Source organism: Prevotella melaninogenica, assembly GCF_013267595.1.
GTDB classification, from domain to species: Bacteria; Bacteroidota; Bacteroidia; order Bacteroidales; family Bacteroidaceae; genus Prevotella; species Prevotella melaninogenica_D.
Window position 1 is genome coordinate 167,720 of sequence record NZ_CP054010.1, and the last position, 17,507, is coordinate 185,226.

Annotated in this window: 14 protein-coding genes; 7 read left to right on the top strand and 7 right to left on the bottom strand. The window is 38.4% G+C overall.

The genetic code is table 11. The features are described 5' to 3' along the window. Positions 1 to 55: 55 nt before the first annotated feature. Genes FIU21_RS00660 through rlmH form a run of 3 tightly spaced genes read left to right on the top strand, consistent with a single transcriptional unit; the run spans position 56 to position 1,621 of the window. The gene (locus FIU21_RS00660) at positions 56 to 574 is read left to right on the top strand and encodes a KdsC family phosphatase (protein ID WP_004359827.1); all 519 of its coding nucleotides are present in this window, start codon (positions 56 to 58) and stop codon (positions 572 to 574) included. Between the two features lie 11 nt (positions 575 to 585). After that, entirely contained in the window at positions 586 to 1,149 is a 564-nt protein-coding gene (locus FIU21_RS00665; protein ID WP_036886078.1) for a Maf-like protein, read from the top strand. Position 1,150: 1 nt separating this feature from the next. Further along, a complete protein-coding gene (gene rlmH / locus FIU21_RS00670; protein ID WP_004359825.1) occupies positions 1,151 to 1,621 on the top strand; it encodes a 23S rRNA (pseudouridine(1915)-N(3))-methyltransferase RlmH in 471 nt (156 codons plus the stop codon). Between the two features lie 247 nt (positions 1,622 to 1,868). On the opposite strand, the gene FIU21_RS00675 is transcribed toward rlmH, so the two are convergent. Next, the gene (locus FIU21_RS00675) at positions 1,869 to 2,513 is read right to left on the bottom strand and encodes an HAD family hydrolase (protein ID WP_036886076.1); all 645 of its coding nucleotides are present in this window, start codon (positions 2,511 to 2,513) and stop codon (positions 1,869 to 1,871) included. Between the two features lie 159 nt (positions 2,514 to 2,672). On the opposite strand from FIU21_RS00675, the gene mltG reads away from it, so the two are divergent. Further along, complete coding sequence (gene mltG / locus FIU21_RS00680) at positions 2,673 to 3,707, top strand: endolytic transglycosylase MltG (RefSeq protein WP_004359823.1); 1,035 nt, start codon at positions 2,673 to 2,675, stop codon at positions 3,705 to 3,707. Between the two features lie 189 nt (positions 3,708 to 3,896). Here mltG and FIU21_RS00685 read toward each other — a convergent pair whose 3' ends face one another. From FIU21_RS00685 to galE, 4 genes are all read right to left on the bottom strand, one after another. Next, positions 3,897 to 4,568: an RluA family pseudouridine synthase gene (locus FIU21_RS00685; protein WP_004359822.1), complete on the bottom strand. Its 672-nt coding sequence runs from the start codon at positions 4,566 to 4,568 to the stop codon at positions 3,897 to 3,899. A 209-nt stretch (positions 4,569 to 4,777) separates the two neighbouring features. Continuing rightward, positions 4,778 to 5,524, bottom strand: a complete 747-nt coding sequence (fabG, locus tag FIU21_RS00690; RefSeq protein WP_004359821.1) for a 3-oxoacyl-[acyl-carrier-protein] reductase — start codon at positions 5,522 to 5,524, stop codon at positions 4,778 to 4,780. Between the two features lie 76 nt (positions 5,525 to 5,600). Next, positions 5,601 to 6,194, bottom strand: a complete 594-nt coding sequence (locus FIU21_RS00695; RefSeq protein WP_004359820.1) for a TetR/AcrR family transcriptional regulator — start codon at positions 6,192 to 6,194, stop codon at positions 5,601 to 5,603. A 569-nt stretch (positions 6,195 to 6,763) separates the two neighbouring features. Further along, a complete protein-coding gene (galE, locus tag FIU21_RS00700) occupies positions 6,764 to 7,801 on the bottom strand; it encodes a UDP-glucose 4-epimerase GalE (protein ID WP_004359819.1) in 1,038 nt (345 codons plus the stop codon). Positions 7,802 to 7,972: 171 nt separating this feature from the next. On the opposite strand from galE, the gene FIU21_RS00705 reads away from it, so the two are divergent. Both FIU21_RS00705 and FIU21_RS00710 read left to right on the top strand, forming a co-directional pair. Further along, positions 7,973 to 8,419, top strand: a complete 447-nt coding sequence (locus FIU21_RS00705) for a hypothetical protein (RefSeq protein WP_004359818.1) — start codon at positions 7,973 to 7,975, stop codon at positions 8,417 to 8,419. After that, positions 8,416 to 9,681: a type IX secretion system plug protein gene (locus FIU21_RS00710; RefSeq protein WP_004359817.1), complete on the top strand. Its 1,266-nt coding sequence runs from the start codon at positions 8,416 to 8,418 to the stop codon at positions 9,679 to 9,681. The genes FIU21_RS00705 and FIU21_RS00710 overlap by 4 nt, the downstream gene beginning before the upstream one ends. A 475-nt stretch (positions 9,682 to 10,156) precedes the next feature. On the opposite strand, the gene rho is transcribed toward FIU21_RS00710, so the two are convergent. Both rho and FIU21_RS00720 read right to left on the bottom strand, forming a co-directional pair. Continuing rightward, positions 10,157 to 12,112 (bottom strand): transcription termination factor Rho, encoded by a 1,956-nt coding sequence (gene rho / locus FIU21_RS00715; RefSeq protein WP_004359816.1) that lies wholly within the window; start codon positions 12,110 to 12,112, stop codon positions 10,157 to 10,159. Positions 12,113 to 12,928: 816 nt separating this feature from the next. Then, positions 12,929 to 14,446 carry a DUF4301 family protein gene (locus tag FIU21_RS00720; protein ID WP_004359815.1) on the bottom strand — a complete coding sequence of 506 codons (1,518 nt, stop codon included), beginning with the start codon at positions 14,444 to 14,446 and terminating at the stop codon, positions 12,929 to 12,931. Between the two features lie 144 nt (positions 14,447 to 14,590). Here FIU21_RS00720 and FIU21_RS00725 point away from each other — a divergent pair, with 144 nt between their 5' ends. Next, on the top strand, positions 14,591 to 16,801 hold the full coding sequence (locus FIU21_RS00725; RefSeq protein ID WP_004359814.1) for a RelA/SpoT family protein: 2,211 nt from the start codon (positions 14,591 to 14,593) through the stop codon (positions 16,799 to 16,801). Positions 16,802 to 17,507: the final 706 nt, after the last annotated feature.

Genomic DNA, 17,507 nt, shown 5'->3' on the forward strand with positions numbered 1-17,507 from the left:
ATGTAACTTGTTATAATATAATTATTTACAATCTAAATAGATTATACTTACTTATATGATAAACTACGATTTACAAAAGATAAAGGCTGTTGTCTTTGATGTTGATGGCGTATTGTCTGCTTCTACCATTCAGATGGATGAAAAGGGTGACCCACTACGTACGATTAATATTAAGGATGGTTATGCTATTCAGTTGGCTGTAAAGCATGGGCTACAGCTTGCGATTATGACTGGTGGACATAATGAGAACGTGCGTTCACGCTATGAATATCTTGGCGTTAAGGATGTTTATATTAGCTGCTCGATGAAGATACGCACATGGGAAGAGTTTCTTAAGAAGTATGATTTGAAAGAAGATGAAATCATATATGTTGGTGATGACATTCCTGATTACGAAGTGATGAAGCGTGCTGGTTGTCCTTGCTGTCCAAAGGATGCTTGTGCAGAAATCAAAGAGATATCAACCTACGTTAGTGATTGTAAGGGAGGATATGGTGTTGCACGTGATATTCTTGAACAGGTGATGAAGGCTCAAGGGAAATGGGTATTGAATGAAAAGGCTTTTGGCTGGTAAACTGTAATATAATGAAACATATAATACTTGCGAGTAATTCGCCGCGTCGTCGTGAACTTTTAGGTGGTTTGGACTTGGATTTTGAGGTAAAAGTACTGCCTGATATTGATGAGTCTTATCCTAATAATCTACCTGCCGCTGAAGTAGCTGGCTATATTTCTCGTGAGAAGGCAGCCCCCTATCGTACATTGATAGGGGAGGGCGACCTTGTCATTACGGCTGATACGGTGGTAATTGTTGGAGATGAGGTGCTTGGAAAGCCTAAGGATGCAGAGGATGCACGTCGTATGCTTCAGCTTATCAGTGGTAGAACGCATCAGGTTATTACGGGTGTTTGTTTGTTGACAATCGATAAGGAACATGCTTTCTCAGTGACTACTGATGTGACATTTAAGCAGCTTTTGGAAGATGAAATCGCCTATTACATAGAGCATTATAAGCCTTTCGATAAAGCAGGAGCTTATGGTATTCAAGAATGGATTGGCTATGTTGGAGTTACATCTATTAACGGTAGCTATTTTAATGTTATGGGATTGCCAGTGCAAAGACTGTGGGAAGAAATAAAGAAGTTTTAATATGAAGACGATACTTATCCTTGTTGGGAAAACGCAGAGTAAGATATTTAAGGTTGGTATAGATGATTATGTCAGTCGTATTGAGCATTATATGCCGTTTAGTATTACTACAATCCCAGAATTAAAAAATACGAAAAGCCTTTCAGAAGATCAACAAAAACAAAAGGAAGGTGAATTGATATTGAAAGAAATTCAGCCTTCTGATACGGTCGTATTGTTAGACGAACATGGTGCAGTTTTTCGTTCTGTTGAATATGCAAATTGGTTGAAACAAAAACAAAATACGGCTCGACGACTTATTTTTATCATTGGTGGACCCTATGGTTTCTCCCCAGATGTTTATGCACGTGCCAATGAAAAGATCTCATTGTCATGTATGACTTTTTCACATCAGATGGTCAGACTCATCTTCACAGAACAACTTTATCGTGCTTGCACAATTATTAAAGGTGAACCATATCACCATGAATAAATTCAATTTTGCTATCTTTATGCAACGTTTTTATGCCTAACACATATGGTGTTGATGATAAGCACCATATGTGCTGAGCATGAACACAAAACGTGTTTATTATTTTTAAGATAATGTTAGTTATGATAAATAGAGTTTATAAAACCCTATTTATTATTCTTTTTTAAGGTTGATTGGAATAAAAAAGAATTGCTATATATAAAGCCTCTATGACTTCATATATAGCAAGTAAGAATAAGCAAAAAGATTATTCGCCTAAAATCTCAGATGGTTTATTAACGAATATCGTGCCACCATGCTGTATTAAAAAATCTTTATCACGAAATCCCCAAAGCACACTGATGCATGGTAATCCGCAATTTTTGGCTGTTATTATATCTACATCACTGTCACCAATATATACAGCACCTTCCTTTGATGCTCCTAATTGTCGAAGAGCTTCCAATACTGTGTCTGGTGCAGGCTTCTTTCTGATTGTCTCGCGCTCTCCTATTGCCACCTTTATTGTGTCTGGAAAGAAATGCTTTGCGAGGTCTTGTGTTGCTGCATAGAACTTATTGCTTACAATCGCAAGTTTCTTACCACGACGTTTTAATTCGCGTAATAACTCTGGAATACCATCGTAAGGACTGGTTGTATCAAGATTATGTTCCAAATAATGTTCACGAAACTTGGCGTAAGTCTCCTCAAACTTAGGGTTATTAATACCATTAGGAATGGCACGTTCCATGAGTAGTTTTACTCCATTTCCCACAAACATACGTATTTCTTCTATTGTACGTTCAGGCATTCCGGCCCAACAAAGTGCATAGTTTGTACTTGCAGCCAAGTCGTTTAATGTACTTAGCAACGTACCATCTAAATCAAAGATATATGTATCAAATTCTTTCATTATCCTTTTGTTTACCTCAGACAAAAGTACACAATTATGCAGACAATAGCTTATCTTTTCTCTTAAATTTCAAAAAAGATATAATCAAAGTCGCATGTCATTGCTCGTTTTGTACTTTAAAATTGTACCTTTGCACTTCAGAATTATAAAGTAAAGACGATGGCAAAATCTAAAGGAAAGAACAAAGGGACAACGTCCCGTTGGATTATTGTTGCAATTTTTGCGATATTAGTAGGTGTAGCATACTTTCTTTTCTTCTCGGGAATGTCCCGTACAGGGAAAGAAAAATATGTTCTTATTGATGAGAACGATAATATAGACTCAGTATATGCTAAGCTTCAGCCAATCTCAACTCCTCAAGGTTTTTGGGTATTCAAGCAGCTTGCTGGAATTATGGGATATTCAAATCATATCCGTCCTGGTAGATTTACTGTTGGTTCTTCTGGTTCTCTTCAGACTTCACGTCATATTATTAATGGTCTTCAAGCCCCTGTGAAGATTACGATTAGGTCAGTAAGAACGATTGAAGATCTTGCCACTGATGTGAGCGAAAAGCTGATGTTCTCACGTTCAGAACTCCTTTCTCGTCTTAAGTCAAAAGAAACTTGTAAGAAGTATGGTTTTACTCCAGAAACCATCCCTGCAATGTTTATTCCTAATACATACGATTTCTATTGGAATACTTCAGTCGATAAGTTTCTCGATAAGATGAGTGAAGAGAACAAGAAGTTCTGGAACTTTGAACGTAAAGAGAAAGCGAAACAGGCTGGCTTTACTGAAAGTGAGATTGTTACGCTTGCAAGTATTGTTGACGAAGAAACCGATAATGAGGCAGAAATGCCAAAGATTGCAGGTATGTATATCAATCGTTTACACATGAATATGCCTTTGCAGGCTGATCCAACAATAAAGTTTGCTACAAAGAACTTTACTGCTCATCGTATCTATCAGAAGTGGCTTACGATTGATAATCCTTATAATACCTATAAATATCGCGGTCTTCCTCCTGGCCCAATACGTATTCCATCTGTGTCAGCTATTGATGCTGTATTGAATTATGTTCATCATGATTATATCTACATGTGTGCTAAGGAGGATTTTAGTGGTACACATAACTTTGCCAAGACATACGAAGAACATCAAGTGAATGCTGCTAAGTATGCTAAAGCATTGAATGAACATGGAATAAATTAAGGAGGAAATATAGTTTGTTTGACTATCTTCTCTTGAAGTTTTAATACTTATCTTATTATGTGCGATGCTTCCACACATATTGTGTTGAGGTCTCGCACATATCGTGTTGATGCCCCGCACATGTTGTGCGGATGGTAATAACCAACGAAAGCTGGGGCTATCAGTCTTACTAAAATTAGGCTTTCTCTATTATAATTTACCTATTGCTTGCCATAAGTTGTCTTTTGGCAGTGGTGATTCTATACATATCTTCTCCTTTGAAACAGGGTGAATGAATTCAACGCGATGGCTCAACAAACAAATACTACCATCTGGATTAGAACGCGGAGCACCATACTTCAAATCGCCTTTTATAGGGCAGTCCATGTTAGACAACTGACAACGAATTTGATGATGACGACCTGTCATCAGATTAATCTCTAATAGTGTGTAACGTTCTGACTGATTGATTACCTTATAATGTAAGATAGATTTCTTAGAAGTTGGTACTTGGTGATTATAAGCATAACTCTTATTCTGGCGTTCGTTACGTACAAGCCAGTCTGTTAATGTAGCCTCTGTCTCAAATGGTGGACGCGTAACAATAGCCCAATAAGTCTTATGCACCTCACCATTGCGGAACATATCGTTTAGTCTTGTAAGTGCTTTTGATGTTTTGGCAAAGACAACCAATCCTGCTACAGGACGGTCCAGTCTATGTACAACACCCAAAAATACATTCCCAGGTTTCTGATATTTCTCCTTTATCCATTGTTTGACAATCTCTGACAAAGGTTCATCACCAGTTTTATCACCTTGTACAATCTCGCCTGCCTCTTTGTAGACGATGATGATATGATTATCTTCGTAAAGTACTTCCATAGTAAGAAAAGCCTTATAGAGAGCTATAATAAAAGATTATCAGTAGTAACAATTATAGAGAAACAGCTTATATAAAATCTTCCTTTTTCGCTGTATGTGTTAGAAGAAAGGGCTAACTGCTTGTCGAATAAGTAAAGAAATTATAGAAGCAAACTAAATTCTCCCTCCCTACCCTTTCAGCATTGCTGTTAGGTGGGAGGGAAGAAACTTTACATATTCATACCACCATCAACCTGGATAACCTGACCTGTAACATAGCTTGACAGTTCAGAACCAAGATAAACAGCTGTATTAGCAATATCTTCAACAGTACCACCACGACGGAGAGGAATCTTTGAAGTCCATTCCTTACGGATATTGTCATCCAAAGCCTGTGTCATAGCTGTATCAATGAAGCCTGGAGCAATAGCATTGGCACGAATTCCCTTAGGGCCCATCTCCTGAGCTATACTCTTAGCCAGAGCAATCATACCTGCCTTTGAAGCTGAATAGTTAGCCTGACCAGCATTACCATGAACACCAACAACACTTGCCATGTTGATAATGCTACCACCACGCTGACGCATCATTACTGGTACACAAGCGTGAATGAAGTTGAAGGCACTCTTAAGGTTTACTGCAATAACTGCATCCCACTGCTGCTCAGTCATACGAAGCATAAGACCATCTTTCGTAATACCAGCATTATTGATGAGGATATCAATAGAACCGAATTCCTCCTTAACCAGCTTTACAACCTCTTCTGACTGTGCGAAGTCTGCTGCATTACTTGCATAACCCTTAGCTTTTACGCCAAAAGCAGCAATCTCTGCCTCTGTAGCCTTACCATTCTCGTCGATAACGAGGTCGGTGAATGCAACGTTTGCACCCTCCTCTGCAAACTTCAATGCGATAGCCTTACCAATACCACGTGCAGCACCTGTAATCAGGGCTGTCTTACCTTCCAATAATTTCATGTTGTTTTGATTTATATTGTTAGTTTATAAGTTTATAATAAGCAAACTGACTGAAATCACATGATAGAATGATGGTTTATTTCAGTCCACTTTTTCCTAATGCACCATACACAACCTTAGCCACAAGCGGACGTGAAGATTCCTCTGTTAGTCCATGACCTAATCGACCATAGATGAATGGTACTTCAAGTCCTTTGATACAATAGTGTGTGATGTCTGCTACAAGTTCAACGTTTTCAATATCAAAATCTCCGTCTTCCTTGGCATCAGAATAAACCTTACGGAAGAGTTCAATCTCGTCTTCATCGAAGTTCTTTCGCGCCTTCTCTACCATCCATATATTCCTAAAGAACTCTGCACGTAAATTACCATTACGCATAACAGTCTCTTTAATCATACTAAGATGAGTATAAATGAGTTCGATGATTTTATCCTGAGGGCTGATGTTTTTGGCAGCTACTTCGTCTAACTTGTCTGATAAACGCTCCAGCTCAGACTCAATAACAGCATAATACACATCGTCCTTGCTCTTAAAGTAAGTGTAGAGTGTGCGTCTACCTTTACCTGAAGCCTTGGCGATGTCGTTCATCGTTGTGTTGGCAATACCATTTTTTGCAAAAAGTTGGCGTGCTACATCAACAAGCTTTTGTCTGGTCTTTGATATTGACATACTCTTGTAATTATTCATTTAGTTACTTGCACATCGCAAATCTTATGTGCAAAATTATAGATTATATCCCATATTCGCAAATTTATACGGATAAAAGTTGTTCTTTTTTAATCTATTTATCTTTAATGTTGTTCTGTTTTACCTTAAGATAGTTCTTGGGAAGTATAATTAGCCTCAATCGAATAGTAGATAACAGCTCTGTTCTTCTTATTGATTATTATATAAGTTGTTGCTCTCCTATCCATATTTTGTAATGTGATTAACCCTCAACGCCAATCGTGCTGAGCATGAGCACCACTTGTGCTGGGCAACAACACGTTGCTTGAAAATGAAAAGAGAGATACTTTATTGTAGTTATATATAAGATAGAAAACTATAAGCACTAATGATAGAGTAAATGTTTAGCGTACAGCACTGAGTAATAGTTGGACTGATTTAAGGGCATAAAAATTATCCCTCGATTCACATCGAGGGATAACAACAACACAAACACAAAATAAAGCAGGATACACCTGCAATATTGTTTTTGCTTACTAATCTTGACTATTATTAATCGTAAAAAATGATTTCTACATAATTCCGTCTTCTCTAAGCTTCTCCTGCCATTTCCAAGCAGTTGCGAGAACGTCAGCCAATGGCGTGTCAGCTTTCCAACCCAATACTGTGTTGGCTTTGGTGCAATCGCCCCAGATCTTTTCGATATCGCCTTCACGACGTGGACCATACTTCCAGTTTACCTTAACACCCGTAGCTTTTTCAAAGGTTTCAACAATCTCCTTTGTAGAGTTACCACTACCTGTACCAATGTTGAAGTACTCAATCTTCTCTGTATCCTGGTCAAGTACGCGTGCCATAGCTGCAACGTGAGCCTTTGCCAAATCAACAACATAGATGTAGTCACGGATACAAGTACCATCAGGTGTGTTATAATCATTACCGAAGATGGTCAATTCCTTTCTGATACCCATAGCTGTCTGTGTAACAAAAGGAATCAAGTTATTTGGTACACCATTAGGTAACTCACCAATCAATGCTGATGGGTGTGCACCAATAGGATTAAAATATCTCAATACGATGCTCTTAATATCGGCACCGCTATTAATATAATCTAAGATAATTTGCTCGTTGATTTCCTTGGTATTACCGTATGGTGAAGTTGCTTTCTGATGTGGAGCATCCTCTGTAACAGGTAGGTTTTCAGGCTTTGGCTGACCATATACCGTACAAGAACTTGAGAAGATGATTCCCTTTACATTGTACTTTGGCATAAGTTCCAATAGATTCAACAATGAAACAATATTGTTTCTATAATACATCAAAGGAAGCTGTACACTCTCGCCTACCGCCTTAGAAGCTGCGAAATGAATAATACCTTCAATCTTAGGATATTTACGGAAGACATTTTCTGTAGCTTCACGATCACGAAGGTCAACCTGCTCAAAAGCTGGTCTAACGCCCGTTATTTTCTCAATACCATCTAAAACCTCAATTTTAGAGTTAGATAAATCGTCAACAATAACGACTTCATAACCAGCTTCTATCAGCTCTACACTTGTGTGTGAACCAATAAATCCAGTTCCTCCCGTAACAAGAATTGTTTGTTTCATTTTATATTGTTTTCCTTATTTAGGCTGTTTTATTTCAAATAGTTATGTTGCAAAGATAATGTTTTTTTTATAATCATCAAAAAAAGAGCGTAAAAAAATGTGTTCGTATATACAAAATCGAAAACTTTTTGTATATTTGCCGTTGTTATAAAATAAACATATACCAAGGACATGATAGGAACCGAACAGACCCAGCAACAAATTGAGCGCTTTTTGAAGAAAGTAGCACAGAAATTTACTGCTAATGATTGTGATATGCCAATGACAGATATTCATTTGCGTGTATCGCAAGATAGTGGTGATCTTATGGCTTTTGACGATAGCGATGATGAGATTACTCGCTGTGTCATCGACCAATGGATTGATAATAAGAGTGATAATTTTTATCAAGAAGCAGCATGTATCTTGCGTTCAGAAATTAATCGTATAAAGGATGTAATTGAGAATATGTCAATCATGAAGCCTTATAGTTTCATCCTTGAAGATGATGATAGGAATAATATTTCTGAGCTTTATCTTGTTGATGACGACATTGTTATTATAGGTGGTGATCTTATGCATGATTTAGATAAAGACCTCGATTGCTTCCTCAATGATTTATTGAATAAAGAAGAATGAGGAGATTAGGCTTTATATTCATCTATTGCTTAGCTTATCTTTTCCCCCTTTCTACCTCTGCTCAGCGACATGAAATCAATGACGAGAATATCCGTTCATTGCAGGTTGTTGCTAATCAGAAGTGGATGGATTTGCCTATTATGGTACTCAATGACGGAAAGATAAGTATAGATTTTGACGATCTTACGCATACTTATCGCCGTTTGACTTATCGGTTAGAGCATTGTGAAGCTGACTGGAAGCCTTCCGTCGGACTCTTTGAAAGCGATATTGTAGATGGTTTTATTGCTGGAAATACAATAGATGACATAAAGGAATCTACCCTTACGAATACACTTTATACACATTATCATTTAGATATTCCGAATGATAAGTGTCAACCAAAGTTGTCAGGCAATTATCGTCTATATGTCTATGATGATGATAGTAGTTCTGATTATCCTTTGCTAACTGCTTGCTTTATGCTTACAGAGCCTGCGGAGAGTTCTATGGGCGTTAGATTGAATATAACTACACAAACAGATCAGTCAATTAATCGTGAGCAGCAGCAGGCTGAGATGCTGATAGATTATGGTCCTTACACGGTAAGTAATCCACAGCAGCAGATTAAGACAGTAGTATTACAAAACCGTAATTGGCTTGATGCTCGTTGGAATAGTAAACCGCAGTATGTCATGCCAAATGGTTTACGATGGTCACACAACCAGGATTATATCTTTTGGGCGGGTAATGAATATAGGAAGTTTGAGATTCTATCTACCAATGTTGCCTCAATGGGCGTAGATAAAATTGGTTGGGACGGTAAGATTTTTCATGCCTATCTCTACCCTACTACTCCTTTCTTGAATTATCTGTATGATGAAGATGCTGATGGTGCATTCTTAATACGTAACTCGGATAATGTTGAGATAAATACAACGAGCGACTATATGCTGACTCATTTTCAGTTAAACGTATCTTCCCCCTACCCTTACAGAATATTTCTGAATGGTGATTGGACTTATGACCGTCTGCTTCCTGCTTACGAGATGACATATAATTCTGCTGGTGGATATTATGAGGCAGTAGTCCCTTTAAAGTTAGGTTATTATAATTATCAGTTCCTTGCTGTAGATGAGCAAGGTAGACTCTCGTCTTTTAGAGTTGACAATAGCCATTATCAAACCGAAAATAGCTATCAAGCCCTTATTTATTTCCGTCCACCAGGAGGACGTACCGATAAGTTTGTTGGCTATGCAAATGTTAGGTTTATCAAGAGATAAGGGATTATTCAGTTATCAAAGCATCGTGTTTTTATATTCTGAAAGTACATGATATTTTATATTTTCTTGTTTGAAAATATATTACATAATTTATTATCTTTACTCCCTAAAAGCATAAGATATGATGTCTTAAAATCATCTTTATAACTATCAGTAATCCAGCATATTATAAAACCATATTTTAAGAGGTGCTTAGTAAGGGTTCAAAAGGGAGTTAGTTAGCATCGAAAAGGGCATCTTTTGCAAGCCAATTGGGCGTTAATTCAAACGCAATAGAGCATCTTTTAAAAAGTAGGTTGTGAAAAAATAAGACAAAAGAGAGCTTTTGGGCAGTTGGGCGAAATTGTATATAAACAGAAAAAGTGTATCAAAAGGAAACAATGCTGTTTCATACTTTTGATACACTTTTTCTATTTTACTAATACTGTAAACTTACTGTTAGAAAAGAACAATAAGTTTCAATAATCTGATTTCATTAATCATTCATTGACAGCAGGAACTCCTCATTGTTCTCTGTACGTCTCATACGGTCGTGGATAGAGTTCATTGCCTCAATAGAATTCATATCAGCAATGTACTTACGGAGAATCCACATACGATCAAGTGTTGTACGATCCTGGAGGAGGTCATCACGACGTGTACTTGAAGCAACCAAGTTAACAGCTGGGAAGATACGCTTGTTACTCAAGCTACGGTCAAGCTGCAACTCCATGTTACCTGTTCCCTTGAACTCCTCGAAGATAACCTCATCCATCTTAGAACCAGTATCAATCAAGGCTGTTGCAATGATAGTCAAAGAACCACTACCCTCAATATTACGTGCAGCACCGAAGAAACGCTTTGGCTTCTGCAATGCATTGGCATCCACACCACCAGTCAATACCTTACCAGATGCTGGTGCTACAGTGTTGTAAGCACGTGCCAAACGGGTGATTGAGTCAAGGAAGATAACTACATCATGACCACATTCAACCATGCGTTTTGCCTTCTCCAATACGATACCGGCAATCTTGACGTGGCGTTCTGCGGGCTCATCAAATGTTGAAGCAATGACCTCAGCATTTACTGTGCGTGCCATATCGGTAACCTCCTCAGGACGCTCATCAATCAAGAGCATCATCAAGTAAGCCTCTGGATGGTTGGCTGCAATAGCATTTGCAATATCCTTCATCAAGATAGTCTTACCCGTCTTTGGCTGTGCAACAATCAATGCACGCTGTCCCTTACCGATTGGTGAGAAGAGATCTACAATACGTGTTGAAAGATTAGTTGTACGAGGATCGCCACAGAGTGTGAACTTCTCCTCTGGGAAGAGTGGTGTAAGATGCTCGAAAGGTATACGGTCACGTACCTCAGAAGGCTTACGACCATTAATCTTGTCAATGCTTGTCAGTGGGAAATACTTCTCCCCCTCATGTGGTGGACGTACGTGGCATTCTACAACATCACCTGTCTTCAGACCATATTGCTTAATCTGATTGTTTGCAATATATACATCATCAGGTGATGATAAGTAATTATAATCGCTTGAACGCAGGAAGCCATAACCATCAGGCATTACCTCAAGAACACCGTTTGCCTTGATAAGATCAGAGAAATCATAGTTCGCATTGTTTGCAACTGGAGCATTATCATAGACCGGAGTTGACGGCAACTGAGCAGGAGTTGTAGGCTGATCAAACATATCATAGTTTGGAACAATACCCTGATCTTCAATTGGTAGGTCAACAACTGGAATGAAATCTGTACCATCTCCTGGGTCACCTGCCCATACACCATCAGGTAATACAGAGTAACCAGCTGGTTCCATATTCATATTATGTGCGTTAACCTTCTCCTGAAGGCGTGCCAATAATTCTTCTTTACCTTCACTCTCTTCCTGCTGTGGTACGTTAGAGAACTGATCTTCTGGGATGAAATCCTCTGGAGCAGATGGCTTTACATTCTCTATTGGAGCCTCCTCTACAGGCTCTTCAACCTGCTGTGCTTCTTCAGCTTTTGCCTTTATAGCAGCTTCTGCAGCCGCAATAGCCTCTAATTCAGCCTTAGATTTACGACCACGATGCTTTGGAATAGATGCTAATATTTCTTCTGGAGATTTCTCTTCAGTCTTATCGTCCTTTGTTTCAGGTAACTCTTTGAATAATGAAGGCTGACTTGTTGCCGTGTTTTTATTCTTCTGTACGTCGAAGTTTTCCCCTTCTTCACCATGTACCGAATAAACCCTGTCGGTATCTTTTCGTGCTATTCTGGTACGCTTACGCTTTGATTCTAAGGGATGTGCTGTACCTGCCTCTTCTGCCTGACGGTCAAGGATAGCATAAACGAGCTTATCCTTATCATCTCCAGGTGAGTAAACAGCACCAGTACTCTGAGCAATAGCTTCAAGTTCAGAAACTTCTTTCTCTAATAATTCTTCTTTGCTTAACATATAAATATGTATGGGAAATTACATTTGATAGTGTCGACGTTTCATAAGGTGAAACATCATTAAATGTGTCTTTTGTGGCGCAAAGGTATAATTTTTATTTGAACCTTACAAGATTTCTCTTATCTTTTTTTGATATTATTCTGTGGATGAACAGGATATAATAGGGTTCTTCCGTTAAATGTGTGGACACTTTTCGTATTGCTTTAATGGAAGAACCATAGCCATTCATTAAATAAAAATTTGGCTAAGATAGTCAACATTCTATCCTATTATCATCCTCTGACATTGAAATTCATTTCTTTTTAGACTTCGAAAATATGCAGATAAGGGTTTGAAAAATAATTACATAATTTCAAAGAAAACATTTATAACTAACGGCAAAAACACATATAAGAAGTAGGTTTGCAATCAACAGAGAATCAAGTAGTTACCAAGTAGTAAAATAAAAGGTGCTTAATTGGACTTCAAAAGGGCGTTAGTAAGGGTCTTAAAGGGCACCTTTTGCAAGTCAATTGGGCGTCTTTTAGCACCCAAAAGAGCATGTCTTGGTTTTGAAGAGTATGAAAATAGTTTACAAACCTCAATTAATAAGGGAATACGTTATTTGTAGAAGACAGATAAACATCGCACCAAATTATGTTTATCATGGGTCGAGAAGTAGTGTCTGTATGTCAAATGATTAATATCCTAACATTCATGGATAATAAGATTCCCAACCTTTAGAAATCAGTTTTCTAAGGGTTGGGAATAATTGAGTTTATCGTGAACGAAACTAAGTTTTGTACTTATGATGCTTATTAATGGCGCTCATAATGTTTATTGATGCTGCTCACGCAGAAGATCGTTGACAGTCTTTACAGGGTTGAAAGTGGCGAGTGGTACTTCTACAAAGACTGTATTCCAATCGCTCATAGCACCATTCCACAAGCCCGGAAGTTCCAATGCCTTAAGCTCACGACCATTCTTTGACTTTGAACTGATGAAGCCTGTTGACTTATCTACATACTTTGTCAAGTCAAAAGCATTGCCTTTGTAATCTTTGATAGCGCAAACAAGATCAACAGGATTGAAGTGTGTACCTTCTGTAAACATCTTCATAGATGCTTCGTTGTTCTTGTCAATCTGAGAACTCTCAAGAATCTGAAGGCTGACAGTACCATCTTGATTATAAGCAAGGAACGGACCGCCGCCTGGTTCACCAACGTTCTTAACCATACCGCATACACGCATTGGACGATTTAACTTCCTATGTAAGTAATCTGCCAGTGCTATATCATTCAAAGAAGCCACATCATGCTTCTCACAAAAGAGGTCATTCTGTAAGAAATCAAGCATCTCTTCGAGTTCTGAATGTGTGCAATTACCTTCCTCCAGTTTGTGAAGATAAGCAAAAGCACGCTCTTGTAAGGTTACAAGTTTACCTGCAATAATCATCTTCCAACTGATGGTTTCTTCCTTCAATCGGTCTGGTACCACATTATCTATATTCTTAATGAATACAATTTCAGCATCCAAATCATTTAAATTCTCTATCAATGCGCCATGACCGGCTGGACGGAACAATAGTGAGCCGTCCTCATTGCGGAAAGCAGTATTGTCAAGATTTACAGCAATTGTATCCGTACTTGGTTTCTGTTCAGAGAAAGAAATATCAAAGTTTACACCGAATTTACCTTCAAATTTAGCCTGCTTGTCGGCAACCTTCTGTTTGAAGAAGGCTAAGTGTTCGTGTGATACGGTGAAATGTACGTGTGCTTGCTTGTTACTTTCCGTATACCGAGCTGCTTCAACCAAATGTTCTTCCATTGGGGTACGTGCTCCATCGTCATAAGAATGGAACAACAGCAACCCCTTAGGTAGCTGTCCGTAATTCAATCCTTCCCTATTTAATAATGTAGCAACGACAGCTTTGTATCGTCCTTCAGCTATCAACGCGTCGATAGTCTTACCTTCTAACTGCTGACATTTGGCTGATAACGCCTCGTAGAACGCAAAGTGGTGAATATTTGAGAAGAACTCCTTTTCAAAATCACTAACTGGTGCCTCGTTATTTCCTTTGAGGAATGCAAAAAGGTCTTTGAACATGCGGCTGGCTGCACCAGAAGCTGGAACAAACTTGACAACTTTATGCCCATGAGTTTGATAATTCTGCCATGCTTTGCAAGCAGCCTCACAAGCATTCTTATCGAGTACCGTAAGACCTTTCTTTGGTGTTGCAGCACCTTCAAGCTTCAAGTAAGGAAAGCCTCTTATGAAGTCTTCCAACTGTCTATTAATCTGTTCCTCACTTATTCCTTTGTCATGAATCTGTTTTAGGTCTTCTTTCTTCAACATAATGGTAAGGTATTAAAAAGATTGTATTTTAACTGCAAAAATAACGAATTAAACCGAAAGAAAAGAACTATTTGACACATTTGTTTCTAATTATATCGAAATTCTTTGTATCTTTGCCTTTGGAAAATAGAATATATTATGCCTATGGAAGAGAAATTCATTTATACGGATAAGGAAAGAGAATTATCTGAACAGATATTCGAAAGTCTGAAGAAGCCACTTGGGGAAACGTTTTATGAGAATGATCTTCCTAAATTGCGCGAACATTTGGATAAGATAATATCAGAGAATAGCATACAACGCAATGTCTTTGGCTTGAATCCTATTCTTTGTTCACTACAGACTGCAGTCATTGCAGTTAAGGACATTGGTTTGAATCGTGAGTCTGTCATTTCGATTTTGCTCTATCAAAGTGTTCAAACAGGAATCCTTTCACTTGATGAGATAAGCAAGTTGTATGGTGATGGTGCTTCGAAGATTATCCATGGGCTTATACGTATTCAGACACTTTATAAGAAAACGCCAGTTATCGAGAGTGAAAACTTCCGAAATCTTCTGTTATCTTTTGCAGAAGACATGCGTGTTATCTTGATTATGATAGCTGATCGTGTTAATCTTATGCGTCAGATTCGTGACGTTGAGAATAAGGAAGCGCAACGAAAAGTGTCTGAAGAGGCAAGTTATCTTTATGCTCCTTTGGCACATAAGTTAGGTTTATACCAGCTAAAGAGTGAGTTAGAGGACCTTTCTTTGAAATACCTTGAGCATGATGCTTACTATCATATAAAAGATAAGTTGAATGCAACCAAGAAGGTGCGTGATGCTTATATCAGTAGCTTTATCACTCCTGTTAGTGAGCAACTTAAAGCAGCAGGACTTAAGTTTCATATTAAAGGTCGCACGAAGTCAATCCATTCTATCTGGCAGAAGATGAAGAAGCAGAAGTGTGGCTTTGAAGGTATTTATGACCTCTTTGCCATTCGTATCATTCTTGATTCACCAGAAGACAAGGAGAAGATGCAGTGTTGGCAGGCATATTCGATTGTGACGGATATGTATCAGCCAAATCCAAAGCGACTCCGTGATTGGCTTTCTGTACCAAAGTCTAATGGTTATGAATGTTTGCATATCACTGTGCTTGGACCTGATAAAAAGTGGGTAGAAGTGCAGATTCGTACAGAACGTATGGATGAGATAGCCGAACATGGACTTGCTGCACACTGGAGATATAAAGGAGTGAAGGCAGAAGGCGGAATGGATAACTGGTTAGCTTCTATTCGTTCTGCCCTTGAGGCTGGTAATAACCTTGAGGTGATGGACGAGTTTAGGTCTGACCTTTACGAAAAGGAGATTTATGTCTTTACGCCAAAGGGCGACCTTCTAAAGTTTCAAAAAGGTGTGACAGTACTCGATTTTGCTTATCACATCCACTCTAAGATAGGAAATCAATGTGTTGGAGGAAAGATAAATGGCAAGAATGTATCTTTCCGTACCGAGTTACATAGTGGTGATTCTGTAGAGATTCTAACCTCCACAACGCAGAAGCCTAATCGTGATTGGCTGAACATTTGCAAGTCATCTCGAGCAAAGGCAAAGATACGTCTTGCGCTAAAAGAGACGCAAGTGAAAGATGGTCTATATGCGAAGGAATTACTCGAACGTAGGTTTAAGAATAAGAAGATTGAGATAGAAGACTCTACGATGGGTCAACTCATTCGCAAGTTAGGCTTCAAGGAGGTTTCTGAATTCTATAAGCAGATTGCTGATGAGAAGCTTGATCCGAACTATGTCATCGAGGAATATCAGAAGGTTTACAATCATGCACACAACCTCAATCAGACAAAAGAGACTGAGAGTGCAGAGAACTTTGAGTTTGAGAATCCTACGACAGAATATCTGAAGAAGAATGATGATGTCCTTGTCATTGACCAAAATCTCAAGGGTTTAGATTTCTCGCTTGCTAAGTGTTGTCATCCTATCTATGGAGATCCCGTCTTTGGCTTTGTGACAGTCAGTGGAGGAATAAAGATTCACCGCGATGATTGCCCCAATGCACCTGAGATGCGCAAGCGTTTTGGCTATCGAGTTGTTAAGGCACGTTGGAGTGGCAAGGGTACATCCCAGTATGCTATTACACTGCGTGTCATAGGTAATGACGACATCGGTATTGTAAGCAACATTTCAAATATCATTTCAAAAGATGAAAAAATAGTGATGCGCTCTATCAATATTGATTCGAATGATGGCCTTTTCTCTGGTAACCTCGTTGTTCTCCTTGATGATAATTCCAAGTTGAATATGCTCATCAAGAAACTTAGAACAGTGAAGGGCGTTAAGGAAGTAATGAGAATATAAAATAATCTAATAAACTTTGCCCCCATTCTCTACCCTATTTTAAAGGTGAGAATGGGGGCTTTTTTTATTAATGTTATTATCAAATCTTGCTAAAGAAAACAGATTCTTCCGAAATATGGAGTGATAAACTAAAAGTCTTATATAATAGGCACACGGAGTCACGGAGGGGACGGAGATAACGCAATGTCACGGAGGTGCCGACGACACAAAGAGCGACGGAGCTGTAGAGTACAGATTCTTGATAACTATTTTTAGTTAAACGCTTTGTATATAAATTGCTAATTGAATTGACAAATAAGCTCCGTCGCTCTATGCACCGACGGTGCCTCCGTGACTTCCATTGCTTTGTTTTAATAATCCTCCGTCCTCTCCGTGCCTCCGTGTGACATTGCTTCAAACTCTAAACACAAGTGGCAAACCTTATCACTCCAAAATCCTGAAGACTCAGAAAAAGATGTGTTGGCATGAAATATATTTACAAGTTTAATGTTATAAAAAGCTATTTGTAAGTCTGAAAATAGAGTTTTTGGCGGGTGTTGTAACTGTTTAGTTATCAAATTGTTGCACATTCATAAATTAAAAGGTGCTTAATTAGACTTCAAAAGGGCGTTAGTAAGACCTCAAAAGAGCACCTTTTAGAAGCCAATAGATGCTTAATTGAAGTGCTATTAAGCATCTATTGATTTTTAAGAATATGATTTTTTAT